This window comes from Pseudoalteromonas umbrosa (assembly GCF_030125375.1).
Taxonomy (GTDB): Bacteria; Pseudomonadota; Gammaproteobacteria; order Enterobacterales; family Alteromonadaceae; genus Pseudoalteromonas; species Pseudoalteromonas umbrosa.
Genome location: NZ_JASJUU010000004.1, coordinates 312,312 through 333,911 on the forward strand (window position 1 = coordinate 312,312; position 21,600 = coordinate 333,911).

At 42.6% G+C, this 21,600-nt stretch carries 18 protein-coding genes; 10 read left to right on the forward strand and 8 right to left on the reverse strand.

The window, feature by feature from the left end:
- Positions 1 to 4 precede the first annotated feature (4 nt).
- Positions 5 to 3,424: a PAS domain-containing hybrid sensor histidine kinase/response regulator gene (locus QNM16_RS16290; protein WP_284021488.1), complete on the reverse strand. Its 3,420-nt coding sequence runs from the start codon at positions 3,422 to 3,424 to the stop codon at positions 5 to 7.
- Between the two features lie 400 nt (positions 3,425 to 3,824).
- On the opposite strand from QNM16_RS16290, the gene QNM16_RS16295 reads away from it, so the two are divergent.
- The 10 genes from QNM16_RS16295 (at position 3,825) to QNM16_RS16340 (ending at position 15,700) form a co-directional block, all read left to right on the forward strand.
- Complete coding sequence (locus QNM16_RS16295; protein ID WP_039611905.1) at positions 3,825 to 4,088, forward strand: DUF4212 domain-containing protein; 264 nt, start codon at positions 3,825 to 3,827, stop codon at positions 4,086 to 4,088.
- Positions 4,089 to 4,099: 11 nt separating this feature from the next.
- Entirely contained in the window at positions 4,100 to 5,824 is a 1,725-nt protein-coding gene (locus QNM16_RS16300) for a sodium:solute symporter family protein (protein WP_284021489.1), read from the forward strand.
- 63 nt (positions 5,825 to 5,887) lie between these two features.
- A complete protein-coding gene (locus tag QNM16_RS16305; RefSeq protein WP_284021490.1) occupies positions 5,888 to 7,735 on the forward strand; it encodes a DUF294 nucleotidyltransferase-like domain-containing protein in 1,848 nt (615 codons plus the stop codon).
- 4 nt (positions 7,736 to 7,739) lie between these two features.
- Complete coding sequence (locus tag QNM16_RS16310) at positions 7,740 to 8,357, forward strand: 3'-5' exonuclease (protein ID WP_284021491.1); 618 nt, start codon at positions 7,740 to 7,742, stop codon at positions 8,355 to 8,357.
- Positions 8,358 to 8,519: 162 nt separating this feature from the next.
- A complete protein-coding gene (gene epd, locus QNM16_RS16315; RefSeq protein ID WP_284021492.1) occupies positions 8,520 to 9,533 on the forward strand; it encodes an erythrose-4-phosphate dehydrogenase in 1,014 nt (337 codons plus the stop codon).
- Positions 9,534 to 9,563: 30 nt separating this feature from the next.
- On the forward strand, positions 9,564 to 10,742 hold the full coding sequence (locus tag QNM16_RS16320) for a phosphoglycerate kinase (RefSeq protein WP_237137019.1): 1,179 nt from the start codon (positions 9,564 to 9,566) through the stop codon (positions 10,740 to 10,742).
- A gap of 150 nt (positions 10,743 to 10,892) precedes the next feature.
- Positions 10,893 to 11,957: a class II fructose-bisphosphate aldolase gene (gene fba / locus QNM16_RS16325; RefSeq protein WP_063361031.1), complete on the forward strand. Its 1,065-nt coding sequence runs from the start codon at positions 10,893 to 10,895 to the stop codon at positions 11,955 to 11,957.
- A 616-nt stretch (positions 11,958 to 12,573) separates the two neighbouring features.
- Complete coding sequence (gene phoB, locus QNM16_RS16330) at positions 12,574 to 13,263, forward strand: phosphate regulon transcriptional regulator PhoB (RefSeq protein WP_023399796.1); 690 nt, start codon at positions 12,574 to 12,576, stop codon at positions 13,261 to 13,263.
- Between the two features lie 61 nt (positions 13,264 to 13,324).
- Positions 13,325 to 14,653 carry a phosphate regulon sensor histidine kinase PhoR gene (phoR, locus tag QNM16_RS16335; protein ID WP_284021493.1) on the forward strand — a complete coding sequence of 443 codons (1,329 nt, stop codon included), beginning with the start codon at positions 13,325 to 13,327 and terminating at the stop codon, positions 14,651 to 14,653.
- 78 nt (positions 14,654 to 14,731) lie between these two features.
- Complete coding sequence (locus tag QNM16_RS16340; protein WP_063361029.1) at positions 14,732 to 15,700, forward strand: PstS family phosphate ABC transporter substrate-binding protein; 969 nt, start codon at positions 14,732 to 14,734, stop codon at positions 15,698 to 15,700.
- A gap of 84 nt (positions 15,701 to 15,784) precedes the next feature.
- Here the strand turns inward: QNM16_RS16340 and QNM16_RS16345 are convergent, their stop codons facing one another.
- From QNM16_RS16345 to dksA, 7 genes are all read right to left on the reverse strand, one after another.
- Positions 15,785 to 16,021 carry a hypothetical protein gene (locus tag QNM16_RS16345; protein WP_284021494.1) on the reverse strand — a complete coding sequence of 79 codons (237 nt, stop codon included), beginning with the start codon at positions 16,019 to 16,021 and terminating at the stop codon, positions 15,785 to 15,787.
- 188 nt (positions 16,022 to 16,209) lie between these two features.
- Positions 16,210 to 17,058, reverse strand: a complete 849-nt coding sequence (gene panC / locus QNM16_RS16350; RefSeq protein ID WP_284021495.1) for a pantoate--beta-alanine ligase — start codon at positions 17,056 to 17,058, stop codon at positions 16,210 to 16,212.
- Positions 17,058 to 17,852 carry a 3-methyl-2-oxobutanoate hydroxymethyltransferase gene (panB, locus tag QNM16_RS16355; protein ID WP_284021496.1) on the reverse strand — a complete coding sequence of 265 codons (795 nt, stop codon included), beginning with the start codon at positions 17,850 to 17,852 and terminating at the stop codon, positions 17,058 to 17,060. The genes panC and panB overlap by 1 nt, the downstream gene beginning before the upstream one ends.
- On the reverse strand, positions 17,853 to 18,359 hold the full coding sequence (folK, locus tag QNM16_RS16360; protein WP_284021497.1) for a 2-amino-4-hydroxy-6-hydroxymethyldihydropteridine diphosphokinase: 507 nt from the start codon (positions 18,357 to 18,359) through the stop codon (positions 17,853 to 17,855).
- Positions 18,356 to 19,705: a polynucleotide adenylyltransferase PcnB gene (pcnB, locus tag QNM16_RS16365; RefSeq protein ID WP_284021635.1), complete on the reverse strand. Its 1,350-nt coding sequence runs from the start codon at positions 19,703 to 19,705 to the stop codon at positions 18,356 to 18,358. The genes folK and pcnB overlap by 4 nt, the downstream gene beginning before the upstream one ends.
- Before the next feature lie 359 nt (positions 19,706 to 20,064).
- Complete coding sequence (gluQRS, locus tag QNM16_RS16370) at positions 20,065 to 21,030, reverse strand: tRNA glutamyl-Q(34) synthetase GluQRS (protein WP_284021498.1); 966 nt, start codon at positions 21,028 to 21,030, stop codon at positions 20,065 to 20,067.
- A gap of 45 nt (positions 21,031 to 21,075) precedes the next feature.
- Complete coding sequence (gene dksA, locus QNM16_RS16375) at positions 21,076 to 21,519, reverse strand: RNA polymerase-binding protein DksA (RefSeq protein WP_039611892.1); 444 nt, start codon at positions 21,517 to 21,519, stop codon at positions 21,076 to 21,078.
- Positions 21,520 to 21,600 lie beyond the last annotated feature (81 nt).

The window sequence follows — 21,600 nt, forward strand, 5'->3', positions numbered from 1 at the left end:
TTGATCATTGAGAATGATTCAGCAGTGCTTTGAGTTTGGCTGGTTTTAATGGTTTAGTTAGATAATGTATTTGCTTGGCTTTAACTTGAGCCTTTAAAGTTTGATCTCGCACTGCGGTTATGAGCACTGCGGGAATATCATGTTGCCAAATTTCTCTTAGGGTCTCTATTAACGTGACCCCATCACATTTAGCACCAAGCTGATAATCCACCAGTAATACATCGGGTGCTTTGTGGCTTTGCGCATAAGCGAGTACTTCATTGACTTGTGCAAACAGAGTGTGTTGCAGTTGCCATTTATTTAATAGACTGGACATCGCAGCCAAATTATTAGGGTCATCATCAATTGCAATAACAGAGAGCTGTCTTTTGCTCTTAGACGGCCTCACTTCGCTGTCGGCTTGTACGTGTTGTTGTTCGCCCAATGGCACCTCAATACAAAAGCGACTGCCTGAAGATAATTTTGAGTGCATTGATAGAGGAATGCTCATTAAATCACAAAGGCGCTTTACAACGCCCAAACCCAGCCCGACGCCTCGGTTATCACCGGATTCAATACGATAAAAATCAGTAAATATTTTTTCTTGTTCAAGTTGCGAGATCCCAGGGCCAGTATCCCACACTTCAATACGCAAGCCATGTGCGCGTTTGCGACAGGCAATAAGCACAGTACCTGAATCCGTGTATTTAACTGCATTGGATACCAGATTTTGTATTACACGGCGCAAATAAGTAATGTCGCTATGTACAATATGCTCAGTGTTTCGCACTCTTAGCTTGAGCCCTTTGTCTTGACAGATAATGGCGTATTCATTGACCAAAGGTTTAATAATATCATTGAGGTTAAAGTGCTTCGGTGTGGGCTGCATGGCACCTTGTTCTAGCTTAGCGATATCGAGTAACGAGGACATGAGGTGGACTGTTGAGTCCAAGCTATCACCCAGTTTATTGAGGTTACTCTTTTGCGTATCAGGGATCTGCTGCTCATCAATGGCGCCAAGGTATAACCTCGCAGCATTCAGCGGTTGTAGGATGTCGTGACTGGCGAGGGCTAAAAATCGCGTTTTACTGTCATTTGCGCGTTCGGCCTCTTTTTTTGCACTAACAAGATCTTGCTCTATTTTTTCTCGAGTTGCGATTTGGGCTTTTAAATCTTGGTTTATTGCACGTATTTCAAGTGTTCTGGCTTCAATGCGATTTTCCAAGTCCATATTGATCTCTTCAAGGGCATTTTGCGTGGCCATGTGCATAGTGATATCCGAGAAACTGGTAACAAAGCCACCGCCAGGCAGTGGGTTACCGGTCATTTCAAAAACCTGCCCATTTTCTCTGTGCCGTATATAGTGATGGGGCGTGCCATTTTTGAGGTGCTGCACACGCTTTTCAACTAGCTTTTCTAATGCGCCAGGCCCACATTCACCACGCTGTGCGTTGTAGCGGATAATCTCTTCAATATCTTGACCTACTTGCAGGTAACCTTGAGGGTATTCAAACATTTCATGGTAACGCTTGTTCCAAGCAACAAGCTTTAGGTCTTTATCTACAACTGAGATGCCATGACTGAGGTTTTCCAATGACGTAAATAAAAGGTTCTGGTTAAATTGTAGCGCTTGTGTTGTTTCATCAAAAAAGGTGACAACTTCTTCAAACGCCATTTGCTTGCCAGAGGATACAGCGTGGATCAAGGCTTGGGCTGAAGACGCGCCAAGCACACCAGTTAATGCACGCTCACAAAAGCTAATGAAATCAGGCGTTGGCGACGCGTTATTTTCATCAATGTCTTCATTGAGGGCATAGTGTCCGAGTAACTGCTGACTGCGCTGAATACCCAAAAAAGTTTGCAATAAAACTTTGAAGTCATAGACGGTGGCTTTGACTTCTTTATTTAGTTTTTTAGCTAAAGCCGCTTGCTCTTTGGGTCTCACAAATGCAGTAGCTTGCAGTTTATCGATGAGACGCTCATGGGCCCCTAAAGAAAAGCTAATGTAACAGCTGATATTGGCAAGCAATGCGAGTAAGGTGCCTCGTGTGACTATGGTTTGCTGGGTCTGATAATCCAATAACTCGGGTGATGAGATAATGGGCAGTAATAAAAACAGTGCCCAGCAAATGAGTCCTGCGAGTAGTCCTGCATATACGCCATAGGCATGGCCTTTGCGCCAATACAATCCTCCGACAATGGCTGGCAGTAATTGGGTGACTAAAGAAAAGGCAACTAGTCCCATACTGGCGAGCGCTGCGCCATGCCCGAACCATTGCTGATACAAATAAGCGAGTAATAAAATTGCACCAATAATAAAGCGTCGAACAAGCAGTATTTGTGACTTGTAGTTATTGGTTAATAAGCTTTTTTTAAAGCGCCTTTTCAGCAGTAAAGGCAGCACAATATCGTTAGAAAGCATGGTACTTAGTGTCAACGTTGCGACAACAATCATGGCCGTAGCCGCTGAGAGGCCGCCAATAAATACGAACGTAGACATCACTGGGTAGTCGATGCTGAGCGGTAGGCCTAAAACAAAGCTGTCTGCGGCTATCCCTTGACCAATACCCGGGTGTATTGCGGCGCTTGCGATGGGAATAATCATCAAAGCAATTAACATTAAATATAGCGGAAACGCCCATCTTGCGGTGTTTAAATGGTTACTGTTCTGGTTATCTACAACAGTGACGTGAAACTGTCTGGGAAGGCAAATGATGGCAGCTGCTGCCATTAGCGTTTGGCCAATAAAGTTAAAGTTAGCGAAATCAAAGTCGCGCCAGTGCGCCCAAATTGAGTGAGTATCGCTTTGCGAAAAAAGTGCTTGGATTGAAATGTATGCAACGGCGATGAGGGCAAGTAGTTTAATGACAGACTCAAATGCAACCGCTAACATGAGCCCTGAGCGGTATTCTGTAACATCAACCTTTCGTGCGCCGAAAAAGATAGCAAACAGTGCCATCATTAAGGTGCCGATCAATGCCAATATCGCGCCTGAGACTTCATCATTTTGACGCAGCAGTTCGAAGCTGTTGGCCAACGCTTTGAGTTGCAGTGCAATGTAAGGAATAGTTGCAAGCAAGGCGATGAGTGTGACCATGACCGCAGTCATTTGCCTTTTGCCGTAACGGGCACTGATAAAGTCTGAAATCGTGGTGATATTTTGCTTTTTACTGACCAATATCAGTTTACGTAAAAAGCCGTGACCAAATAAAAACAGTAGCGCAGGCCCTAGCAAAATGGGGAAGAAGTGCCAGCTACTGGCAGCTGCGGTACCAACTGAACCGTAGTATGTCCATGATGTACAATAAATCCCCAGTGCAAGCGCATAGACAAAGGGGTGATGGCTTATCTTTTGTGCCAAAGGTGTGTGTTTATCACCCCAATTAGCCAGCCAAAATAGTAGGCCAATATAACCCAGGGCAACTAAAATAAGCGCAGCTGTCATCGTCGGTCCTAATTGATGTTATTGATTGTATTATTAAATTCGATGATTGGTTTGAGCCCTCATCTTATCTGGCTTACCCAGAATATGCCAGTGAGTTAGTCTATAAATATAATACGCTGATTATTATGAAGAATTGGTAATTTATTGTGCTAATTAGACTAATGTCTTATACCGTATGAAGTGTTAATAATTTGCATGGTATAACATGCAAATATTTTTTAAAGTATTGATTTTAAAGTCTATTAAATATATTCAAGTTGTTTTAATTTGCAGTTTACGTAAACGTCATCTTGTGTTTACGACTAAGGTCTCAATTCAATCTAGACAAGCCGTTGCTACAGTCAAAAGGTCAATTAATACCAACGCATATACACATTATGCGTTAAACGGGGAGTTAATCATGGCCTTTAAAAGTGAAGAACAAGCAAAAGCATATTGGTCAGAAAATCTAGCCTTGATGTTTAAGCTACTAGTAATTTGGTTTGTGGTGTCATTTGGATGTGGCATTTTATTTGTCGATGTACTGAACGAAGTACGTTTTTTTGGGTTTAAATTGGGCTTTTGGTTTTCACAACAAGGTGCAATTTATACATTTGTTGCTTTGATTTTTGTCTACGTATCAAAAATGGATGCGCTCGATAAAAAATACGGCGTAGATGAGTAAGGAGCAGCATAATGGATGTTCAATCGTTTACATTTTTAATCGTAGGGCTGAGCTTTGCGTTATATATCGGTATCGCCATTTGGGCGCGTGCTGGATCAACTAATGAGTTCTATGTTGCGGGTGGCGGTGTGCCTCCAGTGGCAAATGGGATGGCAACCGCAGCGGATTGGATGAGTGCTGCGTCGTTTATTTCTATGGCGGGTATTATTTCTTTTGCGGGATATGATGGCGGTGTTTACCTAATGGGGTGGACTGGTGGTTATGTATTGCTAGCACTGTGTCTGGCACCATATTTACGTAAGTTTGGTAAATTTACCGTACCTGATTTCATTGGGGATAGATATTACTCACAGGTCGCACGGGTTGTGGCTATTTTGTGTGCCATCTTTATTTGCTTCACCTACATTGCAGGGCAGATGCGTGGTGTTGGCGTCGTTTTCTCTCGTTTCCTAGAGGTTGATATTGAAACGGGTGTTTATATCGGTATGGTTATTGTTTTCTTCTACGCCGTGCTAGGTGGTATGAAAGGGATCACTTACACACAAGTAGCACAGTACTGTGTGTTAGTGTTTGCTTACTTAGTGCCGGCTATCTTTATTTCTATGATGATGACAGGCCATTTATTGCCTCAAACTGGGTTTGGTGCAACGCTTGCTGATGGCTCAAATACCTATTTACTCGATAAACTCGATGGGCTCAGTACCGAGCTGGGATTTGCCCAGTACACCGAGGGGTCCAAGAGTATGATTGATGTGTTTGCAATTACAGCTGCATTGATGGTGGGTACTGCGGGTTTACCCCATGTTATCGTGCGCTTCTTCACTGTACCAAAAGTAAAAGATACGCGTATTTCTGCGGCGTGGACATTGGTATTTATCGCCATTGTTTATACAACAGCGCCTGCCGTTGCTTCGTTTGCACGAGTAAACATGATAGATACGATTAATGGTAAAGATGGCAGTGGCACAGCATATGCCGAAGCGCCGCAGTGGGTGAAGAATTGGGAAAGAACAGGCCTTATCACATTTAATGATAAAAACGGTGATGGCAAAATGTTCTACTCTGCAGGCAAAATTGACGACCCTGCAAGTACAAACGAGGTTAAAATTGATAGAGATATCATGGTATTGGCAAACCCAGAAATTGCAGACTTACCTGCTTGGGTCATTGCTCTGGTTGCCGCAGGTGGTATTGCAGCTGCACTGTCGACAACCGCAGGACTATTGCTGGTTATCTCGACATCGGTGTCGCATGATTTACTCAAGCGTACGCTCAAACCGGACATCAGCGACAAGCAAGAGCTTATGGCAGCAAGGCTCGCTGCGATGGTGGCCATTGGGATCTCGGCCTACTTTGGCATAAACCCGCCGGGATTTGTGGCATCGGTAGTGGCGTTTGCCTTTGGCTTAGCAGCAGCGAGTTTCTTCCCTGCCATTATTATGGGGATTTTCTCTAAGCGCATGAACAAAGAAGGGGCTATCGCCGGTATGATCTCAGGTATTGGCTTTACCGCGGCGTACATTATTTACTTTAAATTTGTGAGCCCTGAGTTGAATGCCCCTGCAAATTGGCTATTTGGTATCTCACCTGAAGGCATAGGTATTATCGGTATGTTGGTTAACTTTGGTGTTGCCGCGGTTGTGATGAAACTCACCGCTGAAACGCCAGATGAGGTGAAGCGCATGGTGGATGGGATCCGTAATCCAAAAGGCTCTGGTGAAGCACACGCGCACTAAAACGTTGAAGATGAATAATAGCCCAGCTCTTGCTGGGCTATTATTTTTTTGAGGCTATTAAAAATGACACATACTCACTCAGCAGTCACCGATGTACTGGATTTTGTGACGCAGCAACTGCCGTTTAGCACGTTGCCTGCATCTTGTGCACACTTCTTTGTGAATCATGCAAAGGTTGTGTATATCACTTCGTTAAATCAGGCTGAATTACTGAGCTCTGAACAAAAGTATTTATATCTTGTGCGCTCAGGCGTGTTTGATTTAGTTGATAATTCAGGGGAAGTAGTCACGAGATTAGGAGAAGGCGACTACTTTGGTTACCCGTCATTACTCACTGGGGAAGATATTCAAAACCATCTAGAAGTACAAACTGGTGGGCTTATTTTTTTACTGCCGCAGGAAGACTTTGATTTTTTACGACGAGAATATCCACAGTTTGAGCAGCACTTTGTGCGTGCGCATAAAAAGCGCTTACTGTCTAGTCACTATAAAGAGCGGGGAAGAGGGTGGTCAGAGCGAAAAATATCGACGTTAATGTGCAGAACTGCTGTGACTATAGAACCAAAAGCGAGTGTTGTAGAAGCGGCTAAAACTATGCACAAAGCGGGTGTGTCTTCAGTGATCATCACTAAAAACGGGCAGTTGTCAGGGATAGTGACAGATAGAGATTTACGTAATCGTGTTTTGGCGGCTGAGCTTGATCCACGCGCGTCCGTGACAAAAGTGATGACCCGCGATCCTAAGTTTATTTTTGAGAATAATCGCGCGTTTGCTGCTTTACACTTAATGCTTAAACACAATATCCATCATTTACCTGTGCTCAATGAAGAACGCATGCCTTTAGGCATGGTGACCAGTACCGACTTGTTACGTCAACAAAAGCATGACCCGGTACAATTAATTGGGCAAATATACAAAGCGAATAGTCATCAAGAAGTTGTTCATTTGGCGAAGGAGATCCCAGCTTTACTGAGAGGATTCTCTAATACAGTTGAAGATATTTCGTTTATTGGGACACTGCTCAGTGGCTTAACTGATGCAATGACGAGTCGCTTAACTGAATTGTTTATCAAACAGCAAGGTGAGCCGCCGTGCCGTTTTTGTTGGATATGTTTTGGTTCTCAAGCTCGAGAAGAGCAAACGTTACACTCAGATCAAGATAATGGCTTGATTGTCTCAAATTCTATTTTGCCGCATCAAAGGTCATATTTTGCAAAATTGGGTGAGTTTGTTACTGGGCATCTCGTTAGCTGTGGGGTAAAAGCGTGTCCTGGCGGCATTATGGCCAGTAATGAGCCGTGTCGAGGTACTGTTAATGAGTGGCTGATACGTTTTGAGCAATGGTGTCAGACCCCGACACCTCAAGCGATGCTCAATAGTAAAATCTTTTTTGATAGGCGCTTTATTTTTGGTGAGCAATCCCTGTATGAAGCTTTAAATGCTGAGCTGAATAATATACAAAAGCAAGACATCTTTTTTGCAGCCATGGCGACTGACATCAGTACCAATAGTGTGCCGATGGGGTTATTTCAACAATTTAAGCTGCAGCGAGATAAAAGAAAACATGGTTACTTGGATCTAAAAACGCGTGGTGTAGCGATTGTGAACGACCTTGTTCGTATTTATGCGCTCAAATGCGGTTTAACAAAAGCCAATACGCAAGCGCGTTTAGAGGGACTGAAAGCATTTTCAATTTTAAGCAAAGAAGATATTTATAACTTACAAGATTGCTGGCGATTTTTGACTCAACTGCGCTTTAAAATACAGATTGAGGATTTAGATTTACCACCAAATTGTATTAACCCAGAGCACTTAAGCTCTTTAGAGCGCCATCAGTTAAAAGAAGCATTTCACCTAATCAAGCAAGCGCAGCAAGCATGCGTATTTAAATTTGCTCGAGGTAGCTTGTAAACATATGAAATGGTTGTTGCCAAGTTTCATGAGAAAAGAGCATGAACCGCTTTGGTTGGAAAGTGAGCTAGTCGTTGTCGATTTAGAACTGACCGGATTAGATCCTAATCGGCATGAGATTGTCTCTGTTGCTTGGGTGGAAATAAATCGAGGCCAGATAGCGTTGCAGAGTGCGCAATGCCGGTTAAACAAAGAGGTAAAAGACCTTGAACAAAGCCCAATTTATCACGGAATATCAGAACCTGAAATCGAAGAAAAAGGTGAGAGTCTTGAGCGAATACTCATTTCTTTAGCGCGTGTATTAAATACCAAAACATTGGTGTGCCACAATGCGTTTCTCGATTGGGGGTTTTTGCAAAAACACTTTATTCAATATGATATCTCTGTACAACCTAAGTACATCATAGATACTTTAAAGTTGGAAAAAAAACGCCTGCTCCGAGCTCAGGAGGCGTTAAGGCAAGAGCAGTTAACTCTGCCTGCGTGCCGAGCGCGATATGGCTTGCCAACTTATCAAAATCACAATGCGTTAAGCGATGCACTGGCAACTGCAGAGCTTTTGTTGGCTCAAGTCGGTCATTTAGATACTCAAAAGTCTATCAAGCTGCGAAATTTAGTATAAAGTAAGGTAGTTCACGTTCTTTTTTTGGCAATTTACCTCATATAAAGAAAAATTTTTGCATATCACTTACACATTTGTTCAAGGTCGATTACAATAGCGCCATCTTTACAAAGGAGTCTAGGTTACTTCTTTATCGCATGTAGAAAATGGGTCTTCTAATTAATGACAATCAAACTGGCAATCAATGGTTTTGGTCGCATAGGTCGCAATATTGTCCGAGCCCTCTTTGAGTCTGGGCGCCACAATGAATTTCAAATAGTTGCTATTAACGAGTTGGCAGATCCTGAAGGGATCGCGCATTTAATGAAGTACGACACCTCGCATGGTCGCTTTGCATTTCCAGTCAATCTCAACAAACCCTATTTAGAAGTTGCCGGACAACAAATTCAAATCTTTAATGAACAAGACCCAAGTCATTTACCATGGCATGCCTTAGATATTGATGTTGTTTTAGAATGTACTGGTGTTTACCACTCTAGACAGCATGCGACAGCGCATATCGCCGCAGGCGCTAAAAAAGTGCTGTTTTCTCACCCTGCTGATGCAGATGTAGACGAAACCATTGTTTACGGCATTAATGACGATAATTTAAAAGCAGCACATACCATAGTCTCAAATGGGTCGTGTACAACAAACTGTATTGTTCCTGTCATTAAAGTATTAGATGATGCTTTTGGTATCGAGTCTGGTGCAATAACAACCATTCATGCATCAATGCATGACCAGCAAGTAATAGATGCATACCATAAAGACTTAAGACGTACTCGCGCTGCAAGTCAGTCGATTATTCCGGTAGATACAAAGTTGGCGCGTGGTATTGAGCGCATATTACCTAAATTTCATGGGCGCTTTGAAGCAATCGCCGTCAGAGTTCCTACAATTAATGTGACCGCAATGGACCTAAGTGTCTCTTTGCAAAGTGATGTCACGTTAGAACAAGTTAATCAGGTATTGGAGAAGGCTGCCAGTGGCAGACTACAAGGGATTTTAGATTACACCGAAGAACCCTTAGTATCGGTGGATTTTAATCACGACTCTCACTCCAGTATTATTGATGGCACCCAAACCCGAGTGAGCCATAAACGCTTGGTGAAGGTGTTAGTTTGGTGTGATAACGAGTGGGGGTTTGCAAACCGTATGCTCGACACCGCAATGGCAATGATTAAAGCCTCTTAATTTTAGTATCGTTCTTTTAAGGAGATGTCCATGTCAGTCATCAAGATGGCGGATTTAGATTTAAACGGCAAACGCGTACTTATTCGTGAAGATTTGAACGTGCCAGTGAAAGACGCAAAAGTGACGTCTGACGCGCGTATCAAAGCATCTTTGCCTACCATTAAATTAGCCCTAGAAAAAGGCGCTAAAGTAATGGTGATGTCACACCTAGGTCGCCCAACGGAAGGGGAATACGATGCTCAGTATTCACTTCAGCCGGTTGTTGATTACCTAAATGAAGTACTTGAACAAAATGTAAGACTCGTTACTGATTATCTTGATGGTGTTGAAGTTGCTGATAACGAAGTGGTTGTTTTTGAAAATGTACGCTTTAATAAAGGTGAGAAGAAAAACGACGAGGCACTTTCTAAACAGCTTGCAGCTCTTTGTGATATTTACGTAATGGATGCGTTTGGTACTGCACACCGTGCTCAAGCATCAACACATGGCGTAGGTCAATTTGCAGATGTTGCTTGTGCAGGACCTTTATTGGCGGCTGAATTAGATGCTTTGGGTAAGGCATTAGATAACCCTGCTCGTCCATTGGTTGCGATTGTTGGTGGCTCTAAGGTATCAACTAAATTAACGGTACTGGATTCACTGTCAACGGTTGTTGATCAGTTAGTTACAGGTGGCGGTATCGCCAATACATTTATTGCGGCATCTGGTAACCCTGTAGGTAAGTCTTTGTATGAAGAAGAGTTAATTCCTGAAGCTCAAAAGCTCAGTGCTGCAGCGAAAGCAAATAATGGTGAAATCCCAGTGCCATCAGATGTGGTCGTTGGTAAAGAGTTCTCAGAAACAGCTGTTGCAGTGATTAAAGATGCTTCTGAAGTTGAAAGCGATGACATGATTTTTGACATTGGTCCTAACACGGCGAATGAATTAGCTAAAATCATCGAGCAAGCTGGTACTGTTGTTTGGAACGGCCCAGTTGGCGTTTTTGAGTTCGATCAATTTGGTAATGGCACAGAAGCCATTGCACATGCGATTGCCAAGTCTAAAGCGTTTTCAATTGCTGGTGGTGGTGACACATTAGCTGCGATTGATAAATATGGCGTTGGCGATGAGATATCGTATATCTCAACTGGTGGTGGTGCTTTCCTTGAATTTTTGGAAGGTAAAAAGTTACCAGCAGTTGATATGCTAGAGCAAAGAGCAAAAGCATAAAAATTTAAGGGGGCCTGTTTGGCCTCCAACTATTAACTTAAACACTCTCTCACTCTTTGTTTAGGTTAATAGCGGTTGTGATGCAACCAAACTAAATCTACCCCGTTCAAATAGATAGCCAAGTGCTATCAAAAATTGGAGAAAAGCAATATGGCTTTAATCAGTATGCGTCAACTTCTCGATCATGCGGCTGAGAATGGATACGGCGTTCCTGCCTTTAACGTGAATAACCAAGAGCAAATGCGTGCGATAATGGAAGCGGCTGACAGAACAAATAGCCCAGTTATCGTACAAGGCTCTGCGGGCGCTAGAAGCTATGCCGGTGCCCCATTTATTCGCCATATGATTTTAGCTGCTGTTGAAGAATGGCCACATATTCCAGTTGTTATGCACCAAGATCACGGTACATCTCCTGCGGTATGTCAGCGTTCAATTCAATTAGGTTTTTCATCAGTAATGATGGATGGCTCTTTGCTTGATGATGGTAAAACACCATCATCTTATGAGTACAACGTAGATGTTACACGTCGCACAGTTGAAATGGCGCACGCGTGTGGTGTATCAGTAGAAGGCGAGCTAGGTGTACTAGGCTCTTTGGAAACTGGTGAAGCAGGTGAAGAAGATGGCATTGGCGCGGTTGGTAAACTTACCCAAGACCAGCTACTGACTGATCCAGAAGAAGCTGCTGACTTTGTTAAGAAAACGGGTGTTGATGCCTTAGCAATTGCATGTGGTACATCGCACGGTGCATATAAATTTACACGTCCACCTACAGGTGACATTCTTGCGATTAACCGCATTAAAGAGATCCATGCGCGCATTCCTAACACGCACTTAGTTATGCATGGCTCTTCATCTGTTCCACAAGAGTGGCTTGCCGTTATTAACGAGTTTGGTGGTGAAATCCCAGAAACATACGGTGTGCCAGTTGAGCAAATCGTTGAAGGGATCAAACACGGTGTACGTAAAGTGAACATTGATACAGATTTACGTCTAGCCGCTACTGGCGCAATTCGTCGTCACCTTGCACATAACCCTGCAAACTTTGATCCTCGTAAGTACCTAGCTGAAGCGACTAAAGCAATGACAGAGATCTGTGTTGCACGTTATGAAGCCTTTGGCACAGCAGGTCAAGCATCTAATATTAAACCAATTTCTTTAGATGACATGCATGTTAAATACCTTTCAGGTGAACTTGCCCCTCAGGTTAAGTAATTCACGTAATTACACTTAAGAAAAGCCCCATTAGGGGCTTTTTTTTCGCATTGAATACATGTCTTATGGCGTGCAGTTGTGTTTGAGCTGCTTGATCAGTGAGTGGGATCGTTATTTTACTAACCCTGAAGCGATCAGATCATTAATTTACTAACGATCTACAGTTGGGATCGAATTATTACTAACTCGGACTGTCTCGGATCTAAGTTTTGCCTGTGCTTTAACAGGCTTTGTGTTGTCACTGAATAAAAGATCAATAACTTAGCATTACCTAATATCTGAACTTAGCACTTCAGTACGTATAGATCTGATCCCGAAAGGATCTGCTAGGTAAGAAAGTGATCTCAAGTTAATGGACTTAGGAAAATAATGATCCTTGTAAAATTACACGATCTTAATAATTTTTTAATCTAAATTTTTATTGCAAAAAAAACACCTTTATTCGATGCTAACTCACGCTAATTGCAGATAAAATAGGAACAAATTGTATCTAACTTATTGAAACTATGTTCCTGATAAATGCATTTACGTTATATTATCAGGTAAACTTTCATAAAACTGTCATACTTAGTCATAATAATGAAACCGACTTCGGTAACGTAAGAGATAAATGGGAATGTCACGTAGAGTACTAGTAGTTGATGACGAAGCACCAATCAGAGAAATGTTGGTGTTTGTGTTAGAACAGAATGGCTTTCAAGCAATTGAAGCGGAAGACTATGATTCAGCGATTGCAGCCATGGTAGAGCCATACCCAGATATGGTGCTCCTAGATTGGATGTTACCTGGCGGTAGCGGTATCCAAATTGCGAAAAAATTTAAGCAAAGTGAGTATACTCGTCAGATCCCTATCATCATGTTAACAGCACGTGGTGAGGAGGAAGACAAAGTTAAAGGATTAGAAGTAGGTGCAGATGACTACGTGACTAAGCCTTTTTCTCCAAAGGAGCTTATGGCGAGAATTAAGGCGGTAATGCGTCGCGTATCTCCTACATCGCTTGAAGAGGCGATAGAGGTACACGGCTTAAGGCTGGATCCAATTTCACACCGTGTTACCTCTGCTGGTAACGAATTAGAAATGGGACCAACTGAGTTTAGATTGTTACACTTCTTTATGACCCATCCAGAGCGTGTTTATAGCCGTGAACAGTTGCTCGATCACGTTTGGGGCACTAATGTGTATGTTGAAGACCGTACGGTTGATGTACATATTCGTCGCCTAAGAAAAGCAATTGCGCCTCTTGGCCATGACAGATTAGTTCAGACTGTTCGTGGTGCGGGTTATCGCTTTTCTAGTAAAGTATAAAGCATTAATTTATGCGCTGTGGTAGCGTTATCCTAGCGCTTAATCTTTAGGATCATTTTATATGTATAGAGTGATTGATAAACAGGCGTTATTAAAACGCCTGTTTTTGTATTTTCTGCCGCTTACCCTGATAGGTATTCTGCTTGGTGCGCCTTTTGTGATGTTATTTCTGGGCGCAACAGTGCTGTTGTTCTGGCATTTTAAACAGCTGTATAAGTTAAGTGATTGGTTGATCAATCAACGCAGCTTTAACCCACCTGAAGGATCTGGTGCGTGGGAGCAAATTTTCGAAGGGATCTATCACCTTCAGCATCGCAATCGTAAAAAGCGCAATGAACTTGCTGCTTTGATCCGTCGCTTTCGTGAAGGTGCTGAGGCAGTGCCTGATGCTGTGATCGTGATGCAGCAGGATCTCAGTATTATTTGGTGTAACCAGTTAGCGCTTAAGATCTTAGGGCTGCAATGGCCGACGGATCATGGCCAGCGTTTGGATAACTTGATCCGTGATCCCAAGTTTGTGAAGTATATGCAAGATCATGATTTCACCGATCCGTTGGAGTTAGAAAGCGGCCACAACGATGAGCGAGTGTTAGAATTTCGAGTTATGCCCTACGCTGAGCAGCTGATGATGGTTGTGCGTGACATTTCAAGACTTAAAAAACTTGAGCAAATGCGCAAAGACTTCGTTGCCAACGTTTCACATGAACTTCGCACACCTTTGACTGTGGTCACGGGCTATCTAGAAATGATGGAAGGTGACAATATGCCACCGCCTGCGATGTGGCAAAAAGCACATTTAACCATGATTGAGCAGTGTAAACGCATGGACAGCTTAGTGAATCAGCTCCTTTCTCTATCTCGCATTGAAGGTGATAGAGATCAGGGTAATGATAAAGCTGTTAACGTACCTGGTATGTTGCAGTTGATCCAGACTGAAGCACTGTCTCTGAATCAAGATAAACATCATGACATTGATTTTGATATAGATGAGACTTTAGACATCAAAGGGAGTATTGATGAGTTGCGAAGTGCTTTTTCAAACCTCGTATTCAATGCCATTCACTATACTAAACCGAATGGCAAAATTGTCGTTCGATGGTATTTAGAAGGGGAGTGTCCAGCATTTGCCGTGACGGATAATGGGGATGGCATTGCACCAGAACATATTAATCGTTTGACGGAGCGCTTTTACCGAGTGGATAAGGCGAGAAGTCGGAAAACTGGGGGCTCAGGTCTTGGTCTTGCGATCACAAAACATGTACTGAGCCGTCATGATTCTCATCTAGATATTACCAGTACCGTGGGAGAGGGCTCATGTTTTTCATTCTCTTTTCCAAAAGAAAAACGCATTTTTATGACAGTGTCTGAAAGTCATAAAAGTGTCATTTAAGAGTAATTTTATTGTAATTAACTGAGCGCACAATGAGCATCAGGTAATCAAATGGGACGAACAATCGGAGTGACCCCAATGAAATTTAAAAGCTTAGTTGCCGCAATGGGTGTGGCTGTGACAACATTGGTATCAACGCAAGTATCAGCGCTTGATAAAAACCTACAAGAGTACAACAAGACCAGCGGTATCTCAGGTAACTTTTCATCTGTGGGTTCAGATACGCTAGCGAATATGATGACGTTTTGGGCTGAAGAATATAAGCGTATTTACCCTAACGTAAACATTCAAATTCAAGCGGCTGGTTCTTCTACTGCACCGCCAGCTTTAACAGAAGCGACTGCAAACTTCGGCCCAATGAGCCGCAAGATGAAATCAAAAGAAGTTGAAGCTTTTGAAAAGCGCTATGGTTACAAGCCGACAGAAGTACGCGTAGCAATTGATGCGCTGGCTGTTTTTGTCCATAAAGATAACCCGATTAAAGGTCTACGTATTGACCAAGTGGATTCAATTTTCTCTTCAACACGTAAGTGTGGTGGTGATAAGCAAGTTGACCGTTGGAGCGATGTAGGTCTAAATGGTCCTTGGGCTGCAAAAGATATCCAATTATACGGTCGTAACTCAGTATCTGGTACATATGGCTATTTTAAGAAAAAAGCACTGTGTAAAGGCGACTTCAGAAATAACGTAAACGAGCAGCCAGGTTCTGCGTCAGTTGTACAGTCTATTTCTTCATCTGTAAACGCAATCGGTTATTCAGGTATCGGTTATAAAACGTCTGGTGTTCGTACTGTTCCACTTTCGAAGAAAGGCGATAACTTCGTAGATGCAACACTAGAGAACGTGGCAACTGGTAAGTACCCACTTTCACGTTTCCTATATGTTTATGTGAACAAGCACCCAAATAAACCACTTTCTCCAATCGAAGCTGAGTTCTTGAAGATGGTATTATCTAAAGAAGGTCAAAAGATTGTAGAAAAAGACGGTTATGTGCCGCTAACAAGTAAAATGGCAAACCGTGAACTTAAGAAGTTAGGTCTTCTATAAGTACCAAACATAAGTAAAAAGCCGCTCAATGAGCGGCTTTTTTTGTGGGAAAGTTTCAATATAATTTTAATCGCTAAACTGTTCTCAATAGTGTTGCGTTCGTATTTTTTTCAGCTCTTCCGCTTGCGCTTTACAGGCGTTGTATTTTTCAACACATTCACCATTACATATTTGTCTTGTCATGGTTTGCTCAGTCGAGCTCATCGAGCAATTTTGCTCACATTGAAAATTTTGTTGGGCACATTGATTGAGCTCTGGTGAGTTTTGTTGATTGCTACAAGCAACCAAACCGAGCAATAAAAGGGGCAGCGCAAATCTCATAATAGGTCCTATTATTCAACTGATAGAGAGTATGGGATGTTATTTTAATCTTTGAATACACATTAAATTTAGCATATTTTCAGAAAGTGCAGTGCGTTATATCGTTACAAAGGTATTTGAGTGGAAAGAGAGTATGTGAAATATAGAGAAAGCATAAACGCCCATTAAGGGCGTTTATAATAGACGTATTACTTACCGACTTGGATATTGTCTATCAGCCTAACGCTGCCTAAAAACGCGGCAGCTAAGATGACAAAGTCTTCGTCGCTTGATGTTGCAGGTTGTAATGTGTATCTATGTGCAATTGAGAAATAGTCAGGCTTCAGACCTGCGTCCTCAAGTGCTAAATTAGCATTGGCCTCAAGCGTTTTGAAATCTCGCTCGCCAGACTCAAGCTGCTTTGCTGATTGCAGTAATACTTGGTAGAGGATTTTGGCAACGTCTTTTTCTTGCTCTGATAGATAGCCGTTACGTGAGCTCATTGCTAATCCTGAGACTTCTCTTTGAGTCGGTACACCAATGATTTCAATTGGCATAGATAAATCATGGACCATGGTTTTGATGACTTGAAGTTGCTGGTAGTCTTTTTCACCAAAGCAGGCAAAGTCAGGTTGTACTAAGTTAAATAGCTTAGTAACAACCGTGGCAACACCACGGAAATGACCGCTGCGACTACCGCCACAATAACCTTCAGATACTCCTGGTACATCCACAAAGCTTTGTGTTGCTAGTCCATTTGGGTAAATCGTTTCCACACTTGGGGTAAAAACGATATCAGTACCCAGTTCAGCAAGCCCTTGCTTATCTTGAACCAGAGTGCGAGGGTAGCTATCTAAGTCTTCATTTTTACCAAATTGCATCGGGTTAACAAAAATGCTGACAACAACTTTGTCGGCCAGTGTTTTTGCTTTTTCAACGAGTGAAAAGTGCCCCTGATGCAAGTTGCCCATTGTGGGCACAAATGCGATGCTCAGGCCTTGCTGACGCCAAGCTTTAATCTGGCTGCGTAATGACTTTATTTCGGTAATAGATTGCATTAGTTAAACTCGTGATCTTTGCCTGGGAACGCACCTATTTTGACGTCGTCGCAAAACTTTTTAACAGCGTCTGGCATGTTACCCGTTTCGGCTAAGAAGTTTTTAGAAAATTTAGGAATATAGCCTGCAGAAATGCCGACTAAATCGTGCATAACTAAGATTTGACCATCTACTTCTTTCCCTGCACCAATGCCAATAACAGGAATGTTAACGGCCTCTGTAATACGCTTGGCAAGACTGGATGGAATACATTCGATGACCAGCATTTGTGCGCCAGCTGCTTCTAACGCTTGTGCATCTGCAATCATCTGTAATGCTTGCTCTTCCTCGCGCCCTTGTATTTTAAAGCCACCGAATACATGTACAGATTGTGGTGTGAGACCTAAATGACCACAAACAGGTATGCCCTGTTGAGTAAGTAGTTTAATTGACTCTACTAGCCACGTACCGCCTTCTAACTTGACCATATTTGCGCCGCTGCGCATTAAAGTCGCTGCATTTTCACAAGCTTGTGCCGGATTGGAGTAACTCATAAATGGCATATCAGCAATCACAAATAGTTCTTTGGCACCTGCTCTGACACTGCGCGTATGATAGGCAATATCAGCTGTTGTGACTGCTAGTGTGTCATCACCGCCTTGGAGTACCATGCCAAGTGAATCACCGACTAAAACAACATCAACGCCATTATCGTAAAAAAGCTTCGCAAAGCTGGCATCGTAAGCTGTTAACGCTGTGATTTTTTCACCTTGTTGCTTTTTCTTAGCCAAGGTTGAAACCGAAACTTTAGCCATTTAAAGGGTCTCCTTTATTTCTTTTTTAGGTAGAGTGGTTAGGCCATTTTTTGGTAAATTCTCAGCAACTTGCTTGAGTACTTGACCATTTGGGAGTACCAGTTGAGGGGCTAACTCTAACAGTGGGAATACGACAAACTCTCTATCGCACAGGCCATAATGTGGCACAGTTAGGCGCTCGGTAGAGATGGTTTCATCGTTAAACAATAAAATATCCAAGTCTAAAGTTCTTGGTCCCCATCGTTCATCTTTACGCACTCTACCCTGACGTAGTTCAATATCTTGCAATTGGTCTAGCACAGCTTCTGGTGCTAATAGAGTTTCAAATCTAGCAACTGCATTCACATAATCAGGTTGATCTTGCGGGCCCATTGGTTTTGAGCCGTAAAAGCTAGACACAACCAGCTCGTTAAAAGCTGGATGTGTATTCAAGGCATTCACTGCCTTAACGAGTTGTGCTTGGGGATCAACTAAATTCGCCCCAAGCCCGATATAAACTATATTCATGAATCTTGTTTTGGTTTTCTGCGAGGTTTATTACGGTATCTACGCTTTGGACGATCTTTTTGGCCAAGGTTTTTAACCATGTCCTTTTGCCCACTCACATCTTGTTTGAGATATTCAGTCCACCAATCTGCAAGTTGTTGCTGGTCGGATTCACCGCTTTCAACACGCAATAATAAGAAATCGTATGATGCTTTAAATTTAGGCTGTAGGCTCAATCTATACGCGCGTTGGCCACTACGTCTGTCTAAACGCTGCTGAATATGCCAAATATCTCTGGCGCCCAATGTGAAACGTTTTGGTACGGCAACTCTTTGTGCATTTTCACTTAAGACCTGACTAATCGCTTGCATAAACGCGTCATATTCAGTGACACCTTGTTGCTCTAACAATGCAGCTCGTTTACGCAGTGGGAACCAAAGCAAGGCGGCATAGATGAAAGCTGGAGTGACCTTTTTGTTATTGTTGATACGCGCGTCTGTATTGGCAAACATTTGCTGTACAAAGCGTCTTTCAAAATCACTCTCATCCTGCTCTAGGATCTCTTCAAGGGTTGGGAAAAGTTGCTTGAATAAACCTAACTCTCTTAGCATGAGAAAGTTTGCTTCAGCTTTACCACCTAAGAATAACTTAAGGGTTTCTTCAAATAGCCTTGCTGGCGGAATATTACCAAGCAAAGGTGCGAGTTCAGAGATGGGGTTAAGTGTTGCTGGTGCTATTTCCATATCAAGCTTTGTTGCAAAGCGCACTGCGCGTAGCATTCTGACTGGATCTTCACGATAGCGAGTTTCAGGATCGCCGATTAGCTCAATGCGTCTTGCTTTAATTGCTTCAATACCGCCAGCAAAATCACGTACACCAAAGTCATTAACTGAATAGTATAGGGCATTAATTGAAAAGTCTCGACGCTGCGCATCTTCTTCAATGGTGCCATAAACGTTGTCGCGCAGTAGCTGCCCCTGTTCACTTGCTTTACTGGTTGGGTCATCGCTATCACTTGATTGGTGATGACCACGCATGGTTGCGACTTCAATGACTTCGCGGCCAAATACAATGTGTGCGAGTCTAAAGCGTCTTCCAATCAGTCGACAGTTCCTGAATAGGCGTTTAACTTCCTCTGGTGTTGCATTTGTAACAACATCAAAGTCTTTTGGCTCAATGCCTAACAAAATATCCCGAATACAACCACCGACAAGGTATGCGTCATAGCCACCATCTTTTAATCGATATAACACTTTGATTGCATTGGGGCTAAATTGTTTGCGAGAGATATTATGCTCACTGCGAGGAATGATCTGAGGTGTTGCTTTGGCCTCTACAGTCCTGCTAGTTTGCTTGGTACCAACAATTTGCCTACACAATTTGAATATTTTAGAAATAATAACCACTCTCCTAACTACTTTGAGTCCCCACCCGTAGCATCATATTTACCTGATAGTTTTATCTCGCACATCGCTTTATTTTTTCTAAAGTGTAGGCGATTTAATAAGGCTCGCTATCATATACTCAAACGCCTTGAAATTGAAGTTTCAGACATGAATTAGCGATTAAATTTTCAACCAAATCGGTGAAGATGAAATATTAATTGGTTCATAGGGTTTATTTTCTTCATAGCAACAACCATTCGTGATTTATTGTGACTGATTCACATTCTAAATTATGGAAAACGTCTTTGAGTTAGGTGATAGCTATCGGCGCTATGAAAATGTTACAACGGGTTAAATTGATACTCCAATGGAGAGCGTTGCTGAACTTGGATTTCTCTGTTTGGGGGCAGGATGTTACGCTTATAAGTCGAGATTGCCCATTGGAGCATATCTGCAATATCATCGATTTGATTGAGTACTTTAAGTTCGTAACCTAAAAACGACAGTGCGGCTTTAAGGGCGGGTAGTGGCATTTTATTATCGATTGCCGGTGCATGGTTTTGTTTAGAAAGTTTAAAACCGGGCTCAGCAACCGCCAATGGTACATGTAAATAGCTAGGTGGTGTTGCGTTGAGTTGGTTGAATAAACTTAACTGCCTTGCCGTTGGCTCAAGCAAGTCGGCTCCGCGTACAACATGGCTAATTTTTTGTTCTATATCATCGACCACAACAACCAATTGATATGCGTAAAGACCATCACGGCGCTTCACAATATAGTCTTCTAGAGCGATGAGTTCAGGTATAGAAACACGACCTTGCAGCGCATCTTCAAATTGGTATACCGGAAAGTTCTGTTTTAACCGCAGTGCATTGTTCTCAAATTGGTTTTGTGAGACACGGCAATGGTTATCATAAAATCCGCCACGTTGTTTAATTTGCTTTCGGGTACAGGTACATGCATACACATCTGAAGTGGACATTAAGTCGGTTAAGATATCTTGATAAAGAGAGTGTCTTTGGCTTTGATAAACTACTTCTTCATCCCAATACAATCCGTAGGCTTCAAGTGTGGCAAGAATATCATCAGCTGCACCTCTAACAACGCGAGGTGTATCAATGTCTTCCATTCTGACTAACCATTTTCCGTGGTTCGCTTTGGCATCGATATAACTCGCTAAGGCAGCGATTAATGAACCAAAATGAAGTGCGCCGGAAGGTGAGGGGGCAAAGCGTCCTCGATAATCTGAAGACGTACCCAGAGCGAAAAGGTGATTCTGCTCTGGGTCTTTTTTCTGTGGGGTCTGCATAACTGCTGAGTTTAATCTATCTAACTTACAGATTAATTACTCGGCTTAACCTCTACCTTGCTGTTTTTCTTTTATCTCAGCAAGTGTTTTACAATCCACACATAGATCTGCAGTTGGACGAGCCTCTAAACGACGGATGCCAATCTCAATACCGCAAGAGTTACAGAAACCAAAATCATCTTCTTCAATCAGCTGTAACGTTTTTTCAATTTTCTTGATCAGCTTGCGCTCACGGTCACGTGTACGCAATTCAAGAGAAAATTCTTCTTCTTGCGCTGCACGGTCAACGGGATCAGGGAAATTTGCCGCTTCATCTTGCATGTGAGTCATGGTGCGGTCTACTTCGTTACGAAGGTCATTACGCCATGCTTCTAATATTTTTTTAAAATGAGCTAGCTGTGCCTCGCCCATGTATTCTTCGCCCGGCTTTTCTTGGTAAGGTTCTAAACCGGCCTGAGCCAATAACCCTAGTTTTTTTTGGTCTGGCATAGCATTCTCCTAAATCCTTAATAAACAACCCCAGCTAACGCCGGCGGCTATAAATAGCAAAATCTTCAACCCTTAGCAAAC